This window comes from Shouchella clausii (assembly GCF_002250115.1).
GTDB classification, from domain to species: domain Bacteria; phylum Bacillota; class Bacilli; order Bacillales; family Bacillaceae_D; genus Shouchella; species Shouchella clausii.
In genome coordinates this window covers 4,198,794-4,213,364 of the sequence record NZ_CP019985.1, presented here as the reverse complement: position 1 = coordinate 4,213,364, position 14,571 = coordinate 4,198,794, and the positions used below count along the sequence as shown (strand labels likewise).

Sequence of the window (14,571 nt, the reverse complement as noted above, 5' to 3'; positions counted from 1 at the left end):
ACAAAAAGCAGTGAGGTTATTATAGTAGTAGAGGAAGAGATCGAGTATAGGCAGATTAATCGAATTTTAAATAGGTTTCGCGTAAAATGGAAAACGATTTGTCACGCCAGATGCATGAAAGGTGGAAAAGATGAACACCAAAACATTTAATGACACGTTCTTGAAAGCGTGCAAAGGGGAAAAACATGGCCATGTGCCTGTGTGGTATATGAGGCAGGCAGGAAGGTCGCAACCTGAATACCGGAAAATTAAAGAAACGCATTCGTTATTCGATATTACCCATGATCCGGAGCTTTGCGCGTATGTGACAAAGCTGCCAGTTGACCAATACAACAATGATGCGGCTATTTTGTACAAAGACATAATGACACCGCTTCCTTTTATCGGCGTTGAAGTGGACATAAAGTCTGGAATTGGACCAGTGATTGACAATCCAATCCACGGCCTCAGTGATGTTGAGCGCTTAGGGGAAATTGATCCTGAACATGATGTGAAACATGTCCTTGATACGATTAAGCTGTTGCGCACACAGCTTGACGTGCCATTGATTAGCTTTGCCGGTGCACCGTTTACGCTTGCTAGCTATATGATTGAAGGCGGGCCTTCTCGGAATTACCATAAAACAAAAGCATTTATGCATGCAGAACCGGAAGCATGGCAGCGTCTAATGGACAAGCTTGCGAAGATGACAATCGACTACATAAAAGCACAGATACAAGCTGGTGCCCAAGCAATTCAGTTGTTTGATTCCTGGATTGGCGCCGTGAGCGTTGCTGATTATAAACGATTGATTAAACCGGTGATGGTGCGAATTCTGGCTGAAGTTCAGACAGAGGGTGTACCGCTCATTTTACATGGAGTCGGAACCCCTCATTTATTGTCCGAATGGAAAGACATGCCAGTTGATGTGATAGGCATTGATTGGCGTACGACTGTTTCGGAAGCGAGACGCCTTGGCATTAACAAAACATTGCAAGGCAATATGGACCCTTCCCTTTTGCTTGCGCCATGGCCTGTAATTGAGGCGGAAGCCAAAGCTATTCTAGATGAAGGCATGGAGTCAAATCGGTTTATTTTTAATCTTGGACAAGGCGTCTTTCCAGAAGTGAAACCTGAAACATTGAGACGACTCACTGCGTTTGTTCATGAGTACTCATCAGAAAAAAAACAACAGAAAGGATAGGACAATGGAGAAGAAAAAAATTGGATTGCTTGTCATGGCTTATGGCACGCCGCGCAAGAAAGAAGAAATCGAACCGTATTACACACATATTCGCCACGGACGCAAGCCTTCAGAAGAGGCACTTGCTGATTTGCAGGAACGCTATGAAGCAATTGGGGGCACAAGCCCTTTGGCTCGCATTACGGATGAGCAAGCAAACGGGCTTGCTGCTGTTTTAAATGAGCAGCAAGAAGACATCGTTTTTGTGCCTTATTTAGGCCTTAAACACATTGATCCGTTTATTGAAGATGCGGTTCAAAAAATGAAGAACGATGGCATAGAAACGGCTATTTCGATTGTCCTTGCGCCTCATTTTTCTACGTTTAGCGTGCAGTCTTACAATAAGCGCGCTCAGGAAGAAGCGGACCGAATTGGCGGACCTACAATTTATACAATCGAAAGCTGGTATAAAGAGCCGGGATTTTTGCAGTTTTGGAAAGAGCAAATTGAAAATGAAATGAAGAAGGCCGATTCTATTGATGACCTTTGTGTCATTTTTTCCGCGCATAGCTTACCGGAGAAAATCATTCAAGCAAATGACCCTTATCCAGAGCAATTGCGGGAAACGGCAGACTTGCTTGCGGACATGGCCAATGTACCGAATTATGAAATTGGGTGGCAAAGCGAGGGGAACACCCCTGAGCCATGGCTAGGGCCGGATGTCCAAGACCTAACACGGGAACTATATGCAAAAAAAGGCTACAAAACCTTTATGTACTGTCCAGTCGGCTTTGTGGCAGAGCACTTGGAGGTGCTTTACGACAATGATTATGAATGCAAGTTGGTTACAGACGAACTAGGCGTTCGCTATTTGCGCCCGCCGATGCCAAATGCAGACACTCGTTTCTTAAAGGCGCTCGCCGATGTAGTGACAAAACGCCTGGCCGCTGTGGTGACCAAATGAAGCAAAAGCGTGTTGCCATCGTTGGAGCTGGAGCGACAGGGCTGTCAGCTGCACTCTGGCTCCATGATCATAGCGACTTACAATACGATGTATATGAAGCTTCAAATCAAGTTGGCGGCAAAATTGTTACGTACAAAGACCGTGGTTTTGTAATAGAGGGAGGCGCTGACTCTTATTTAGAGCGAAAAGCGAGCATGACTCATTTCATTCAGCGAGTAGGCCTTGGCGATTCCCTTGTTCGCAATGAAGTGGGGCAATCCTATATTTTAAAGAGCGGTACGCTTTTTCCGACTCCAAAAAATACGGTGTTAGGCATTCCGACAGACATAGATGCGTTTTTGGAAACGAAACTGATTTCGGATGAAGGGAAACGCAATTTATTAAAAGAATATGAGAAGCCGCGATTTGCAAAACCAGGAGAAGACGTCTCAGCAGGTGCTTTTTTTGAATACCGCTTAGGAAAAGAAATGGTCGATTCGCTCATTGAGCCTTTGCTCGGCGGCATCTACGGCGGCAATATTTATGAACTAAGCATGAAAGCGATATTTCCTCATTTCCTTCAATACGAAGCAGAATACGGCAGCCTTTTAAAAGGGGTAGCCGCAACGAAATCAACAAGTAAGCAGGCGAAAAAGCAAGGAATGTTTTTAACAGTCAAATCCGGGTTGGCGTCGGTGCTGGAGGCTGCTGCCGAACAGCTTCGCCCTGGGTCTGTTCATTTAAATGCAGCGGTAGAACGGATTGATGTGCTCGACGACGGGGCTTTTACCGTGTTTGTTAACGGTACCCAAAAACGGTATGATGCTGTGATTGTTACGATTCCGCCACAACAAGCGGCAAAATTGTTTGTAGAGATTAACCCGTTTAGTGATATTGGAAGCATCGAGGCGACTTCATGCGCCACTGTCGCCATGATCTTTCCTGAGGGCGCTGTTGACAATGAGCATGAAGGAACAGGATTTGTTGTCGCCAGAGGAGGCGATGAAACGATTACTGCTTGCACATGGACCGATTTAAAATGGCCTCATACAAGCCCTTCTCGCGAAACGTTGTTGCGCGCTTATGTTGGCCGGCCAGGCGAAGAGGCAATCGTAGAAGCAAATGATCAGACCATTGTAAATGCTGTTTTAGCCGATTTGCAGAACATCATGGCGATCCGTACCCGACCTACTTTTTATCGTGTCACGCGCTGGAAAAAGGCGATGCCTCAATATCAAGTTGGCCATCTTCAGCGGATTGAACGCTTTAAAAAAGCCTGTGCCAAACATCCAGGCTTGTACGTGACGGGTGCTTATTTTGGCGGAGTAGGTGTGCCTGATTGTATTGACCAAGGGCAGGCATGCGCGAAGCAACTAATGAACGAAACGACGTAAGGCAAAGCCCTACGTCGTTTTTCTCATTAATTAAAGGTGATGCAAATAGCGTGTTTTTAGCTGTTCGTATTCCTGCTCCATTTTTTCGGCATGGATAAAAGCTTCTAGTTCGGCGCGGGAATACTCCGGGCGCTTGCGCTTTTTAATGCTTATCGTAAAAAAAATAAATGAAAACGTCATCTACGAAATCGCCTCCTTCCTCTGAAGGTGCAGTCATTAGGTAGAACCTGGCACCTGCTTATTTAAAATCGATTGCTTTGTGTTTTTTCCTAGTTTTTGGAACAAACCATACATTTTTATCCCCCTCTCAATTTTTCCCAGCTTTTGCCCACAAAAAAACCGCAGATGTCTCCCTGCAGTCAAAAAAGCAGGGCTATCACCCTGCGATTGCTTATAAGCTCAAACTGTTGAAGCCAATGCAAAAACGCACATAGTGGGTGAACAAAAAGAACGATGCAGTTGAATGGTTAATGGCATGATTGTTGTCATTTTGTTCATCTCCTTTGCGTTTGATTGAACACCTTTTCTATTATATTCGTTGTTGACAAAACTGTAAAGGCTTTTTTCAGAAAAGCAAATAAATTAGGTACAAGCACGAAAAAAAGACATCCTGATTCCGTTATGAAAACGGCATAACAGTGTGGTACAATTGAAAAGATATGCAGGGAAATTGTGAGTAGAAGGGGACGTATGGAAATGAGGAGCAACGACGAATTGATTCGCATATTGGGATCTATTCGCCATGACTGGCTGAATGTGCTCCAGCTAATAAAAGGGAACTTGGCGATCGGCAATCAGGAGCGGGCTGAGGCTGTTCTTGAGGAGGCGGTTGAACAAACGACAAATGAGAGCCGCCTGTGCAACATGGGGATGCCAAAAACAGCGCTTGTTTTACTTGAGCAAAAATGGCATCAATCAGCTTATGAGATTGCATACGAAGTGGACGGTCCTCTTTTAAACTTGGCAAAATATGATAATGCTTTTTCTACATGTTTTGCCCGCTTTTTTTCACTGCTGTCTGAATGGCCGCAGCTAGATGGGCCTAGTTCCGTTTTTGTTACGTACACGTTTTTTGACCAAAACTGTTTAATCGAACTTGACTATCAAGGGCATATATACAGAAATGACAGTATCTCCAACTGCTTTAGCGAGATGCCTCCTTCAGTCGTCGTCGACGTAACTAGGCAAGAACAAGCAGGTTATACAGTAACGTTTTTACTGGATGCAACAGCTTCCAATTAGGAAATGGAGTGAACGAAGATGTTTGTCGATAAAGTGAAAGTATACGCCAAAGGTGGAGACGGCGGGAACGGCATGGTGGCTTATCGAAGAGAAAAATATGTGCCTGACGGCGGACCAGCCGGAGGAGACGGCGGCCGCGGTGCCAGTGTTATCCTTGAAGTGGATGAAGGCTTGCGGACATTAATGGATTTCCGCTACAACAAACATTTTAAAGGAAAACGGGGCGAGCACGGCATGTCTAAAAACATGCACGGCAAAAAGGCCGAAGACTTAGTTGTGAAAGTTCCTCCTGGTACGATGGTAACCGATGAGGAGACAGGGGCGCTGCTTGCTGACTTGACTACACACGGCCAACGGGCTGTTGTGGCTAAAGGTGGTCGAGGGGGGCGGGGAAATGTCCGTTTTGCAACACCTGCCAACCCTGCTCCAGACCATGCAGAAAATGGCGAGCCAGGGGAAGAACGGAATTTGCTCCTTGAATTAAAAGTGCTTGCCGACGTTGGATTGGTTGGTTTTCCTAGTGTCGGAAAATCGACGCTTCTGTCGATTGTGTCGGCTGCTAAACCAAAGATTGCTGAATACCACTTTACAACGATTACACCAAACCTTGGAGTAGTGGATGCACAGGACGGGCGCAGTTTTGTCATGGCAGATTTGCCTGGTTTAATCGAAGGCGCTCATGAAGGCGTTGGGCTCGGTCACCAATTTTTGCGGCATATTGAGCGGACGCGCGTCATTGTCCATATTGTAGATATGTCGGCAATGGAAGGGCGTGATCCTGTGGAAGACTATCACAAAATTAATGAAGAACTATCCCAGTACAATTACCGGTTGACGGAGCGCCCCCAATTAGTGGTTGCTAATAAGATGGACATGCCAGAAGCAAATGAAAACCTTAAGCGATTTAAAGAGGCACTTGGCGAGGAAACGAAAATTTTTCCAGTTTCGGCGATCACGAAAGACGGTGTCCGTGAATTGATGCTAGCGATTGCTGATGAATTGGAGCATGCGCCAGAGTTTCCATTGCATGACAGCGAAGAGCAAGTAGAGGCAAGAGTGCTTTATAAACATGAATTGCCAATTGAGCCGTTTACAATCACCCGTGGAGACGATGGCGTGTTTGAATTATCGGGAGCTGAACTGGAGCGTGCCTTTAAAATGACTGATTTTGCTAGGGAAGAATCTGTACGCCGCTTTGCCCGGAGGATGAGGAAAATGGGCGTTGATGAAGCGTTGCGGAAGCGAGGCGCAAAAGACGGCGACCTAGTCCGGATTATGAAATTTGAATTCGAGTTTGTCGAATGAGTTAGTCGGGCCAGGCAGCCTATGCTGTACTGGCCTTTTTTAAAGGAGTAAAGCTATATCCAATTGCTTCTGCTACCTTCCCCTAAATGATTTGTTGAAACGAAAGACACAGATCTTTTATAATCAAATGTAGCAAGGGCGTTTTACACAGCCCTAAAAACTGCCCGAAGGAGAGGGCGTGCCAATGTCGAAAAAGCAGTTTTATCTGGTCAGGGAAGACATGCTCACAGATGCGATGCAGCGTACGCTTGAAGCCAAGGCGCTTCTTTCTGCGGGGAAGGTCCGCAAAATCAATGAAGCTGTCCATCGTGTCGGTTTAAGCAGGAGTGCATTTTACAAATACAAAGATGGGATTTTTCCGTTCCATGCCATTGCAAAAGAACGAATCATGACGTTCTCTATCAACCTTGCAGATCGATCTGGCACCTTATCGCAATTGTTAAACATTGTTGCCGATACCGGAGCCAATATTTTAACGATTAACCAAACGATCCCCTTGCAAGGCAGAGCAAATATAACCCTATCTGTCGATACAGCCCCGATTGAAATAGACATAAACGAACTGTTTGAACGGATGGAGGCGCTTGAGTCTGTTGAACGGGTGGAACTAGTTGGTTCAGGATCATAGAAAGGAAGCGTTTTTGTGAAAAAAGTCGGTTTTTTAGGCCCGAAAGGCACGTTTACGGAAATGGCAGCATACAGCCTGTTTCCGAAAGAAGAGTTAGTTCCACTGAAAACCATCCCAAAAGTGCTGGATCTCGCATTTGCAAAAGGGATTGACTATGCAGTTGTGCCAATTGAAAATGCGATTGAAGGAACTGTGAATATTACGCTCGATTATTTAATCCACCATAAGCCCATGCCGATCGTAGCAAGCATATCTCTGGAAATCGCGCAACATTTGCTGTTTTCGCCAAACAAAGACTGGGAAACGTTCGTTCCTAAGAAAGTCGTTTCCCATCCACAAGCAATTGCCCAGTGCCATCAATTTCTGCAAAAAAACTATCCTGAAATTGAAATCGAGTATGCCGATTCAACTGGTTCGGCTGCCGCTTGGCTCGCTGAAAACCCCGATGCAGATGCTTGTGTCATTGCCAACGCGCAAGCGGCTTCGACTTATGGATTAGCTGTAGCTCAAGGAGACATCCATGATTTCGAACATAACCGGACGCGCTTTATCGTGCTAACGGCTAAAAAGGAACAAGCTCCTCACATAGTAGGCCCAGAGCATACAGGAGACAAAACAACATTGATGGTAACGCTGCCGTCTGATTTTGCCGGAGCCCTCCATCAAGTGTTGTCCGCTTTTGCTTGGCGAAAGTTGAATTTGTCCAAAATCGAATCACGCCCAACAAAAACCGGCCTCGGAAATTACTTTTTCCTGATTGACATCGACCAGTTAATGGATGACGTCCTAGTGCCAGGAGCGATTGCTGAGCTTACTGCACTTGGCTGTAAAGTTGAAGTCCTTGGCAGCTATGCGACATACAGTTCAAAGGCGACAGCATCGATTAATTAAGAAGAGTAGCGCCTAGCTACTCTTCTAACAAAAACGACTTTTCTCGGAGCGCGGCGATCGCCTTTTCCACTTGTGCTTCGTTTTGTCCTTCTACTAAATGGAGGTGGACGCCTTCTGTCAGTTCAGACAGAAGGCTTGCTTTCGTTTTAGCAAGTGTTGCGCAAAAAGCGTCAACTTCTTGGCGGTTAGAAATATGCATGGCTCCCGTTAATTCACCATAAATGGCATGTTCAATCGAAACGTTGATGACAGTAAGGCCGTGGTCTACAAAAGTGTAAAGTTCTTCCCGTGTATCTTCAGGACGATGCTGTACGGCAATCAAACGCTGGACTTTCTGTTGGGTAGCCGGGGCCAAGTACATGTATCCTTGTGCGGTAGCGAAAATCGGTTCCCCTTTCGCTTTCAAAAGCGACATGTCCTGGACAACGACTTGCCTGCTGACACCTGCCCGCTTGGCGAGATCACTGCCTTTTAACGGGGCGTTTTCCTTTTTTAGCCACTCAACAATCGCAGCCCGCCGCTCTTCTGACTTTAATTTTTTCTCTTTTCTCATCTTTATCTCACCTACATACAATCTTGGTACAGTGTTCAATAAACATACCGACTTCATCTTCCGTCGTCGGTTCTCCTAACGTAACCCTCACATAGCGGTCAGCTTGCTCGTTTGTCAAACCAAGCGCCAAAAGGGAGAGAGGCGGACTGGTTTGGCCAGCTTGGCAAGCTGAACCAGTGGCAATCGCAAACCCAGCCCGGTCGCATTCAAGCATAAATTGCTGCCCGCTCCATCCCTTGACGAGCATGCCAATATGAAAAGGCAGGCGCTCTTTTTTAGAACCGATTAATTGAAAATGCCCTGTTGCAGTCAGCTGGCGAATGATTGTATCCCGTAGTTCCGCTAGCTCAGCCATCCTTGTTTTCCGAATTGAAAGAGCGTGTTCGACTGCAGAGGCAAAGGCAGCAACTGCTGGCGTGTCCACTGTGCCTGGACGAAATCCTGATTCATGACGGGCTTGTTCGTAAAAACCCCGCCAATGGAGACGTTTCGACAAATACACAGCACCTGTCCCTTTCGGAGCATACAATTTATGAGCCGAAAAACTTGCTGCATCAAGCAATGAAAAATCAATTTCGATTTTTCCTAATGCTTGTACACAGTCACTATGAAACAGTATACCACGGGAGCGTAGGACGTTGCTAAGGTGAGCTATGTCTTGGACTGTGCCAATTTCACTGGAAGCGACAGCAATCGAGGCAAGCACGGTGTCAGGACGCAAGCTAGCACGAAGCGCTTCGACTGTTACGTTTCCTTCTTCCGTTACAGGTACATAGGTGATTTCATATCCATGTTTCTCTAAGTAGTGCAATGCTTCAAGGACAGAAGGGTGCTCCGTCTTGGTGGAGACAAGGTGCTGACCTTTATTACGGTAAGCGAATGCTAATGAGACAATCGCTAAAAAATTGCTTTCAGAACCCGACCCAGTAAAATACAGTTCTTCTTCTGTAAGGCGAAGCAATGATGCAAACTTCGTACGCGCCTGTTCAAGGATCGCTCTTGCTTCAAGCCCAAAAGTATGGAGGCTATTTGAATTGGCAAAAGCCAATTGGGCTGTCTTTTGATATACGTCTAAGCAAAAGGGCGAAAGCGGCGTGGTAGCGCTATAGTCTAAATAATACATGGCAATCTCCATTCTTAAAAAAAGGTTGTGTTTTCTATTAGTTTATGTAAATATAGGTGACAAGACAACTGTAAAGTGAGTGAGTCTATGAAAAAGAAATCAGTTATTATTGTTGGCGCCGGTATAGCTGGACTAATGGCTGCCCACAAATTAGCAGATAAAGCAGAAGTATCGCTTTTAATGAAGGCGGGCAGGTTGGACAGCAATTCTTGTATGGCTCAAGGGGGGATTGCGGCGGCAGTAGGCGAAACCGACCATCCGACACTCCATGCGAGAGATACGTTTGTCGCAGGCAGCGGTTTTAATGCGTTTAAGCGTGCGTCTGAGCTCGCTCGGCAGGCTCCAGCAATGATTAAAGAGCTCGATGCTTTAGGGGTGCCGTTTGAAAAAGCAGCTGGCCAATATGTCCTTGGCCATGAAGGAGCCCATAGCAAGCGGCGCATTTTGCATGCTTATCAAGATCAAACAGGCTTAGCAGTTGTCGAAACATTATGGCGGACACTCAGTGAAAACGTGCATGTGTACGAAAACCAATATGTGCTGGAGTTGATTGTGAAAAATCAAACAATCCAAGGCGTTCGCACCGTTAATCACGCTTTTTACGGCGACTGTGTGGTTATAGCAACTGGCGGCTCTGGCCAATTGTATGAAAATAGTTCCAATGAGCAGAGAGCAACGGGAGACGGGTTAATGTTAGCTTATCGGACTGGCGCTGTCCTTAAAGATCTTGAGTTCATGCAATTCCATCCGACGATTTTAAAAGGAAAAGAACCGAGCCTTATTAGCGAAGCAGTCCGCGGTGAAGGTGCTTACTTGGTCAATCGGGCAGGCCATCGGCTAATGGGAAAATGGGCAAAAGGGGAACTTGAAGGGCGGGACGTTGTAGCGGCCACATTACATAAAGCGTTGCAATCTGGCGAGAATGTTTATTTAGATGCTAGGCATTTGCATGATTTTCCAAGTCGGTTTCCTGCGATCTTTAAACGCCTGCAGCGAAATGGCTATGATGTTCGCAAAGACTTAATCCCGATTGAACCAGGCGCTCATTTTTTATGCGGTGGCATTGAGACAGACCGATTTGGGCGCACGTCGGTAAATGGGTTGTACGCGATAGGCGAAGCAGCTTGTACGGGTGTTCATGGTGCAAATCGTTTAGCTAGCAATTCACTCGTCGAAGCACTTGTTTACGGGCAAGCAGTGGCAGCGGCTTTGTTGGCCGATCCACAAACAAAAGCGGGAGCGGTAAAGCCACAGCCGAATAAGGCATTGATACACGGGATTCCTGAACGTAGTGAATTGCAAAAAATGATGAGCGCCTATGCAGGCATTGAACGCGACGCCTATCGATTGCAAACAGTGGCTAATTGGCTTTCTTCGTTTCAACAAATGCCAAAGAAAACGGTTGTGCACGTTGACGATCTAGAAACGGGTACTATGTATGAGCTTGCTACGCTTGTTGTAAAAGCAGCTTTGTTGCGTACGGAAACAAGAGGCACCCATAGGCGCAGCGATTATCCGTCAGCAGACGAACAATGGCGGAAGCGCTCGATTTGTTTTTCTGTACAGAATAAAGCATTCGTGAAAACAGAGGAGAGAGAATATGAACCCGCTCAAGCTTGATCAGCAGTTAAGGGGATTTTTGGCAGAAGACATTGGTTATGGAGACCGTACAGCTGAAGCGCTGTTCACTGTTGAAAGAGCAGAGGCCGTTATAGTTGCCAAAGGGGAAGGCATTTTTGCAGGGGCACAAGTGGTCAACCAGCTATACGCTTTGCTCGATTCTGACATTGAAGTCGAACTGTTTGTTCGCGATGGAGAGCAAGTGAAACGAGGGCAGCAATTGGCTCGCTTTACAGGGCCGGTCAAATCGCTATTATCGGGCGAACGGGTATTGCTCAATTTATTGCAGCGAATGTCCGGCATTGCCACACTAACAGCAAAAGCAGTGGAAGAATTAGGCGATCCAAGCATTCGTATTTGCGATACCCGAAAAACAGCGCCAGGGCTTAGAATGTTTGACAAATTTGCAGTTAGAATAGGAGGGGGAGCCAACCACCGTTTTGGCCTTGACGATGCCGTCATGTTAAAAGAAAACCATATTGCCGCTTGCACGTCGATTGCTGCTGCAATCGAAAAAGCCCGCGCTTATGCTGGGCCGATGGCAAAAATTGAAGTAGAGACGACGACTTTAGACGAAGTCAAAGAAGCAGTTGCAGCGCAAGCGGACGTCATCATGTTTGATAACGCTACCCCAGAGGCGATTAAAACCTACTTGGCCTATGTCCCAGCTGGAATAAAGACGGAAGCCTCAGGAGGGATAACGATGGCCAATTTGCGGCAATTTGCCAATACTGGCGTTGATTTTCTGTCACTCGGATTTTTGACACATTCAGTTGTTGCACTCGATTTGAGCATGCTTATAAAAAAGGGGGAAGGACAATGGAAGTAATGCAACCAGCGAGATTGCCCCATCACTATCGGGAAATGTCAAGTGCTGAAAAAGAAGCACGCATTCGCGAAGCAAAAGCATTTTTTGGCAATGACCTACTCATTCCAGGCCATCATTACCAGCGAGAGGACGTCATCCAATTTGCTGACTTCAATGGCGATTCATTGCAACTTGCGCAACTGTGCGGCCAAACGTCATCCGCCAATATCGTTTTTTGCGGTGTTCATTTTATGGCGGAGACAGCAGACATGTTAACGAGCCGAGAGCAGCATGTGATCCTGCCTGATCTTGCTGCTGGCTGTTCGATGGCCGATATGGCTTCGATCGCCCAAACGGAGCGCGCTTGGGAAGCGCTGACGGAACGATTCGGAAACACGATTTTGCCGCTGACATATGTTAACAGCACCGCTGAAATTAAAGCGTTTTGCGGTCGCCATGGCGGTGCTTGCGTAACATCATCAAACGCTAAAAACATGGTGAAGTGGGCGTTTTCTCAAAAGCCAAGGTTATTGTTTTTGCCTGACCAACACCTGGGGAGAAACACAGCTTTTGCACTTGGCATTCCTTTAGAAAAAATGGCGGTCTGGAATCCTCTTACACATGAACTCGAGCTCCTCCCCGGTGCGAACATAGAAGAAATCATCGTCATTTTATGGAAAGGACACTGCTCTGTTCATGAAAAATTTACAGTTGAGCAAATTAAAAAAGTGCGCGCCCGTTCTCCGCATACACAAGTTATTGTTCATCCAGAGTGCACCCACGAAGTGGTGCAAGCTGCAGATAAAGCCGGAAGCACACACTACATTATTGAAACATTAAAGCAAGCGGAGCCGGGAACATCCTGGGCAATTGGGACGGAAATGAACTTGGTCAATCGGTTAGCGAAACAGCATCCGGATAAGCAAGTGTTTTCTCTTCACTCAACTATGTGCCTTTGCTTAACAATGAACCGCATTGATTTGGATCACCTTGCTTGGTCACTGGATTTGCTGCGAGAAGGCAAGCGTCAATTTGAAATTACAGTCTCCGAAGATGTCGCTGAGGAAGCAAGAACGGCTTTGGCGCGGATGCTGGCGACAGTTTAAGGTTTTTCGACTGTAGCACAACCTAAAAGAGCGGACATTGAACCGCTCTTTTAGGATTGTAAACGCTCGCATACTTCACACTGTTTGATTGATTTTTTTGGTCTAGGCCGAGCAGTCTATACATAAGTATTGGGGAACGTTGCATGTGAACCGATTTTATGCTCTTGCATAGTCTATAGGATGAATGCCTAGTAAGGAGGGAACAGCCTGTGAGAATCCATATTGTCCAAAAGGGAGATACTTTATGGAAATTAGCGCAGAAGTATGAAGTCGATTACGAACATTTAAAAGAAGCAAACCCGAATTTAACAAACCCTGAAATGCTGATGCCGGGCATGAAAGTAAAAGTGCCTGCTGGATCAGTTGCTGTCCGGAAAGAACAGAAAAAGACGACGCCAAAAGCAAAAGAAGTAGATAAGAAGCCACAAAAAGCAAAAGAACAATCCGTTAAACCACCTAAAAAGCCGGAGCTGAAGGAATCAGAGAAAACGCAAGCGGCGAATGTCGCGCCAGCACCGCCATATTATGCCCAAACCCAACAAGGCGTAGCAAAACCGCCAGAATATCCGCCGCTTCCGCCAAAGCCGCCTTGTACACCTTGCCAAGAAAATGCATACCAAGGGTTTGCGCCACAAGCAAATATGTACCAACAGTCTTACGCACCAAACCAACAACTTTACAGCCAGCAAATGAATCAACCGCAGTCATTCGAGCCACAAGCAAATCAACCACAGTCATACCAGCCACAAGCAAATCAACCGCAGTCCTATCAGCCACAGTCATACCAGCCACAAGCAAATCAACCGCAGTCCTATCAGCCACAGTCATACCAGCCACAAGCAAACCAATCGCAGTTATATCAGTCACAGTCATACCAGCCACAAGCAAACCAACCGCAGTTATATCAGTCACAGTCATACCAGCCACAAGCAAACCAACCGCAGCCGTACCAGCCACAGACATATCAGCCACAAGCAAACCAACCACAAGCGTATGGAGAAAATGCACAGCTCCAAGCTCAGTTGCATGGGTCTAAGCAGCAAGAAACTGCGGGCAAACAACAGCCGTTGCAACAGGATAAAAAGGACAACGAGATTGGCGAATGGAATGGGGTACAGCCACAAGCACATGCGGGAAGCTCAAAAAGCGGCTCTTATGGTCAGCAGTCTCCTTGGGGAAGCAACGCCCCGTTTATTCAGCAAGGCGGGGGACCGAATCAACAAAGCTATCCAACTCAAGAAAATCAAAACAAAGGTTTTCAAGGGCAACAAAAAACAAACTTTACCCCTTGGCCACAGCAGGAAAATAAAGGCTTGAAGCAAGAACAAGCGTATGCCCACCAAGTAGAAATGAACTGGGGACAAAACAACGGGCCGCAACCATTTTCTCAGCAAATGGACATTAATTGGGGACAGTACCGCTACTCTCCTTATCAAGGAGAAATTGGCGATGCTACGCCAATCCAGAGCTACCCAGGGTGGCAGCCGGCCGCTTTGCCGCAAATGCCAGTAGCAAACATCTATTCGCCACCGCAAATACCTTTTGTTGCCCCAGGACCGTTAAACCAACAGGCAGGGCCTTATAGGCAGCCGCCTACCGGCCAGCTAGATGACCAAACATACCAGCAGCCCCATTACATGAACCAAGCTCCAACCTTTTTAACGGGGCCTTATGCAGCCCAGCCACAGCAATGGGCACATCCACAAAGCCCGTATTCGCAAGAGCAGGAATACGAGCCGGAGGAACAAGTAAACGCATACGAAGAAGAAGACCAACAAGATTAACGGCTTTTTGCC

Annotated in this window: 14 protein-coding genes; 11 read left to right on the top strand and 3 right to left on the bottom strand. The window is 46.5% G+C overall.

Features of this window, described 5'->3' with window-relative positions:
- Positions 1-130 precede the first annotated feature (130 nt).
- The 3 genes from hemE to hemY are packed head-to-tail and all read left to right on the top strand — an operon-like array spanning position 131 to position 3,499.
- The gene (gene hemE / locus BC8716_RS20730; protein WP_011246382.1) at positions 131-1,183 is read left to right on the top strand and encodes a uroporphyrinogen decarboxylase; all 1,053 of its coding nucleotides are present in this window, start codon (positions 131-133) and stop codon (positions 1,181-1,183) included.
- A gap of 4 nt (positions 1,184-1,187) precedes the next feature.
- Positions 1,188-2,126 (top strand): ferrochelatase, encoded by a 939-nt coding sequence (hemH, locus tag BC8716_RS20725; protein ID WP_035204492.1) that lies wholly within the window; start codon positions 1,188-1,190, stop codon positions 2,124-2,126.
- Entirely contained in the window at positions 2,123-3,499 is a 1,377-nt protein-coding gene (hemY, locus tag BC8716_RS20720) for a protoporphyrinogen oxidase (RefSeq protein ID WP_094428766.1), read from the top strand. Before hemH ends, hemY begins: the two co-directional genes overlap by 4 nt.
- 30 nt (positions 3,500-3,529) lie before the next feature.
- Here the strand turns inward: hemY and BC8716_RS20715 are convergent, their stop codons facing one another.
- Positions 3,530-3,679: a YrzI family small protein gene (locus BC8716_RS20715; RefSeq protein ID WP_082112011.1), complete on the bottom strand. Its 150-nt coding sequence runs from the start codon at positions 3,677-3,679 to the stop codon at positions 3,530-3,532.
- 516 nt (positions 3,680-4,195) lie between these two features.
- On the opposite strand from BC8716_RS20715, the gene BC8716_RS20710 reads away from it, so the two are divergent.
- The 4 genes from BC8716_RS20710 to pheA all read left to right on the top strand — a co-directional run bounded on the left by BC8716_RS20710 (position 4,196) and on the right by pheA (position 7,565).
- Positions 4,196-4,741: a Spo0B domain-containing protein gene (locus tag BC8716_RS20710; protein ID WP_160162507.1), complete on the top strand. Its 546-nt coding sequence runs from the start codon at positions 4,196-4,198 to the stop codon at positions 4,739-4,741.
- Positions 4,742-4,759: 18 nt separating this feature from the next.
- Entirely contained in the window at positions 4,760-6,046 is a 1,287-nt protein-coding gene (gene obgE, locus BC8716_RS20705) for a GTPase ObgE (RefSeq protein ID WP_094428764.1), read from the top strand.
- 184 nt (positions 6,047-6,230) lie between these two features.
- A complete protein-coding gene (locus BC8716_RS20700; RefSeq protein WP_011246387.1) occupies positions 6,231-6,674 on the top strand; it encodes an ACT domain-containing protein in 444 nt (147 codons plus the stop codon).
- A gap of 15 nt (positions 6,675-6,689) precedes the next feature.
- The gene (gene pheA / locus BC8716_RS20695) at positions 6,690-7,565 is read left to right on the top strand and encodes a prephenate dehydratase (RefSeq protein ID WP_094428762.1); all 876 of its coding nucleotides are present in this window, start codon (positions 6,690-6,692) and stop codon (positions 7,563-7,565) included.
- A gap of 16 nt (positions 7,566-7,581) precedes the next feature.
- On the opposite strand, the gene BC8716_RS20690 is transcribed toward pheA, so the two are convergent.
- Positions 7,582-8,118 carry a transcription repressor NadR gene (locus BC8716_RS20690; protein ID WP_011246389.1) on the bottom strand — a complete coding sequence of 179 codons (537 nt, stop codon included), beginning with the start codon at positions 8,116-8,118 and terminating at the stop codon, positions 7,582-7,584.
- A 7-nt stretch (positions 8,119-8,125) separates the two neighbouring features.
- Positions 8,126-9,241 carry a cysteine desulfurase family protein gene (locus BC8716_RS20685; protein ID WP_063609907.1) on the bottom strand — a complete coding sequence of 372 codons (1,116 nt, stop codon included), beginning with the start codon at positions 9,239-9,241 and terminating at the stop codon, positions 8,126-8,128.
- Between the two features lie 87 nt (positions 9,242-9,328).
- Here BC8716_RS20685 and nadB point away from each other — a divergent pair, with 87 nt between their 5' ends.
- From nadB to safA, 4 genes are all read left to right on the top strand, one after another.
- The gene (nadB, locus tag BC8716_RS20680; RefSeq protein ID WP_094428760.1) at positions 9,329-10,861 is read left to right on the top strand and encodes an L-aspartate oxidase; all 1,533 of its coding nucleotides are present in this window, start codon (positions 9,329-9,331) and stop codon (positions 10,859-10,861) included.
- A complete protein-coding gene (gene nadC, locus BC8716_RS20675) occupies positions 10,842-11,690 on the top strand; it encodes a carboxylating nicotinate-nucleotide diphosphorylase (protein ID WP_094428758.1) in 849 nt (282 codons plus the stop codon). The genes nadB and nadC overlap by 20 nt, the downstream gene beginning before the upstream one ends.
- Positions 11,681-12,775: a quinolinate synthase NadA gene (gene nadA, locus BC8716_RS20670; protein WP_094428756.1), complete on the top strand. Its 1,095-nt coding sequence runs from the start codon at positions 11,681-11,683 to the stop codon at positions 12,773-12,775. The genes nadC and nadA overlap by 10 nt, the downstream gene beginning before the upstream one ends.
- A gap of 209 nt (positions 12,776-12,984) precedes the next feature.
- Positions 12,985-14,559, top strand: coding sequence for a SafA/ExsA family spore coat assembly protein (safA, locus tag BC8716_RS22930; protein WP_094428754.1), 1,575 nt, complete (start codon positions 12,985-12,987; stop codon positions 14,557-14,559).
- Positions 14,560-14,571 lie beyond the last annotated feature (12 nt).

Coding starts and splice junctions, on each gene's coding strand:
- nadC (WP_094428758.1), top strand. CDS start 10,842: ATGAACCCGCTCAAGCTTGATCAGCAGTTAAGGGGATTTTTGGCAGAA.
- BC8716_RS20685 (WP_063609907.1), bottom strand. CDS start 9,241: ATGTATTATTTAGACTATAGCGCTACCACGCCGCTTTCGCCCTTTTGC.
- BC8716_RS20715 (WP_082112011.1), bottom strand. CDS start 3,679: ATGACGTTTTCATTTATTTTTTTTACGATAAGCATTAAAAAGCGCAAG.
- hemE (WP_011246382.1), top strand. CDS start 131: ATGAACACCAAAACATTTAATGACACGTTCTTGAAAGCGTGCAAAGGG.
- nadB (WP_094428760.1), top strand. CDS start 9,329: ATGAAAAAGAAATCAGTTATTATTGTTGGCGCCGGTATAGCTGGACTA.
- obgE (WP_094428764.1), top strand. CDS start 4,760: ATGTTTGTCGATAAAGTGAAAGTATACGCCAAAGGTGGAGACGGCGGG.
- hemY (WP_094428766.1), top strand. CDS start 2,123: ATGAAGCAAAAGCGTGTTGCCATCGTTGGAGCTGGAGCGACAGGGCTG.
- BC8716_RS20690 (WP_011246389.1), bottom strand. CDS start 8,118: ATGAGAAAAGAGAAAAAATTAAAGTCAGAAGAGCGGCGGGCTGCGATT.
- nadA (WP_094428756.1), top strand. CDS start 11,681: ATGGAAGTAATGCAACCAGCGAGATTGCCCCATCACTATCGGGAAATG.
- BC8716_RS20700 (WP_011246387.1), top strand. CDS start 6,231: ATGTCGAAAAAGCAGTTTTATCTGGTCAGGGAAGACATGCTCACAGAT.
- hemH (WP_035204492.1), top strand. CDS start 1,188: ATGGAGAAGAAAAAAATTGGATTGCTTGTCATGGCTTATGGCACGCCG.
- BC8716_RS20710 (WP_160162507.1), top strand. CDS start 4,196: ATGAGGAGCAACGACGAATTGATTCGCATATTGGGATCTATTCGCCAT.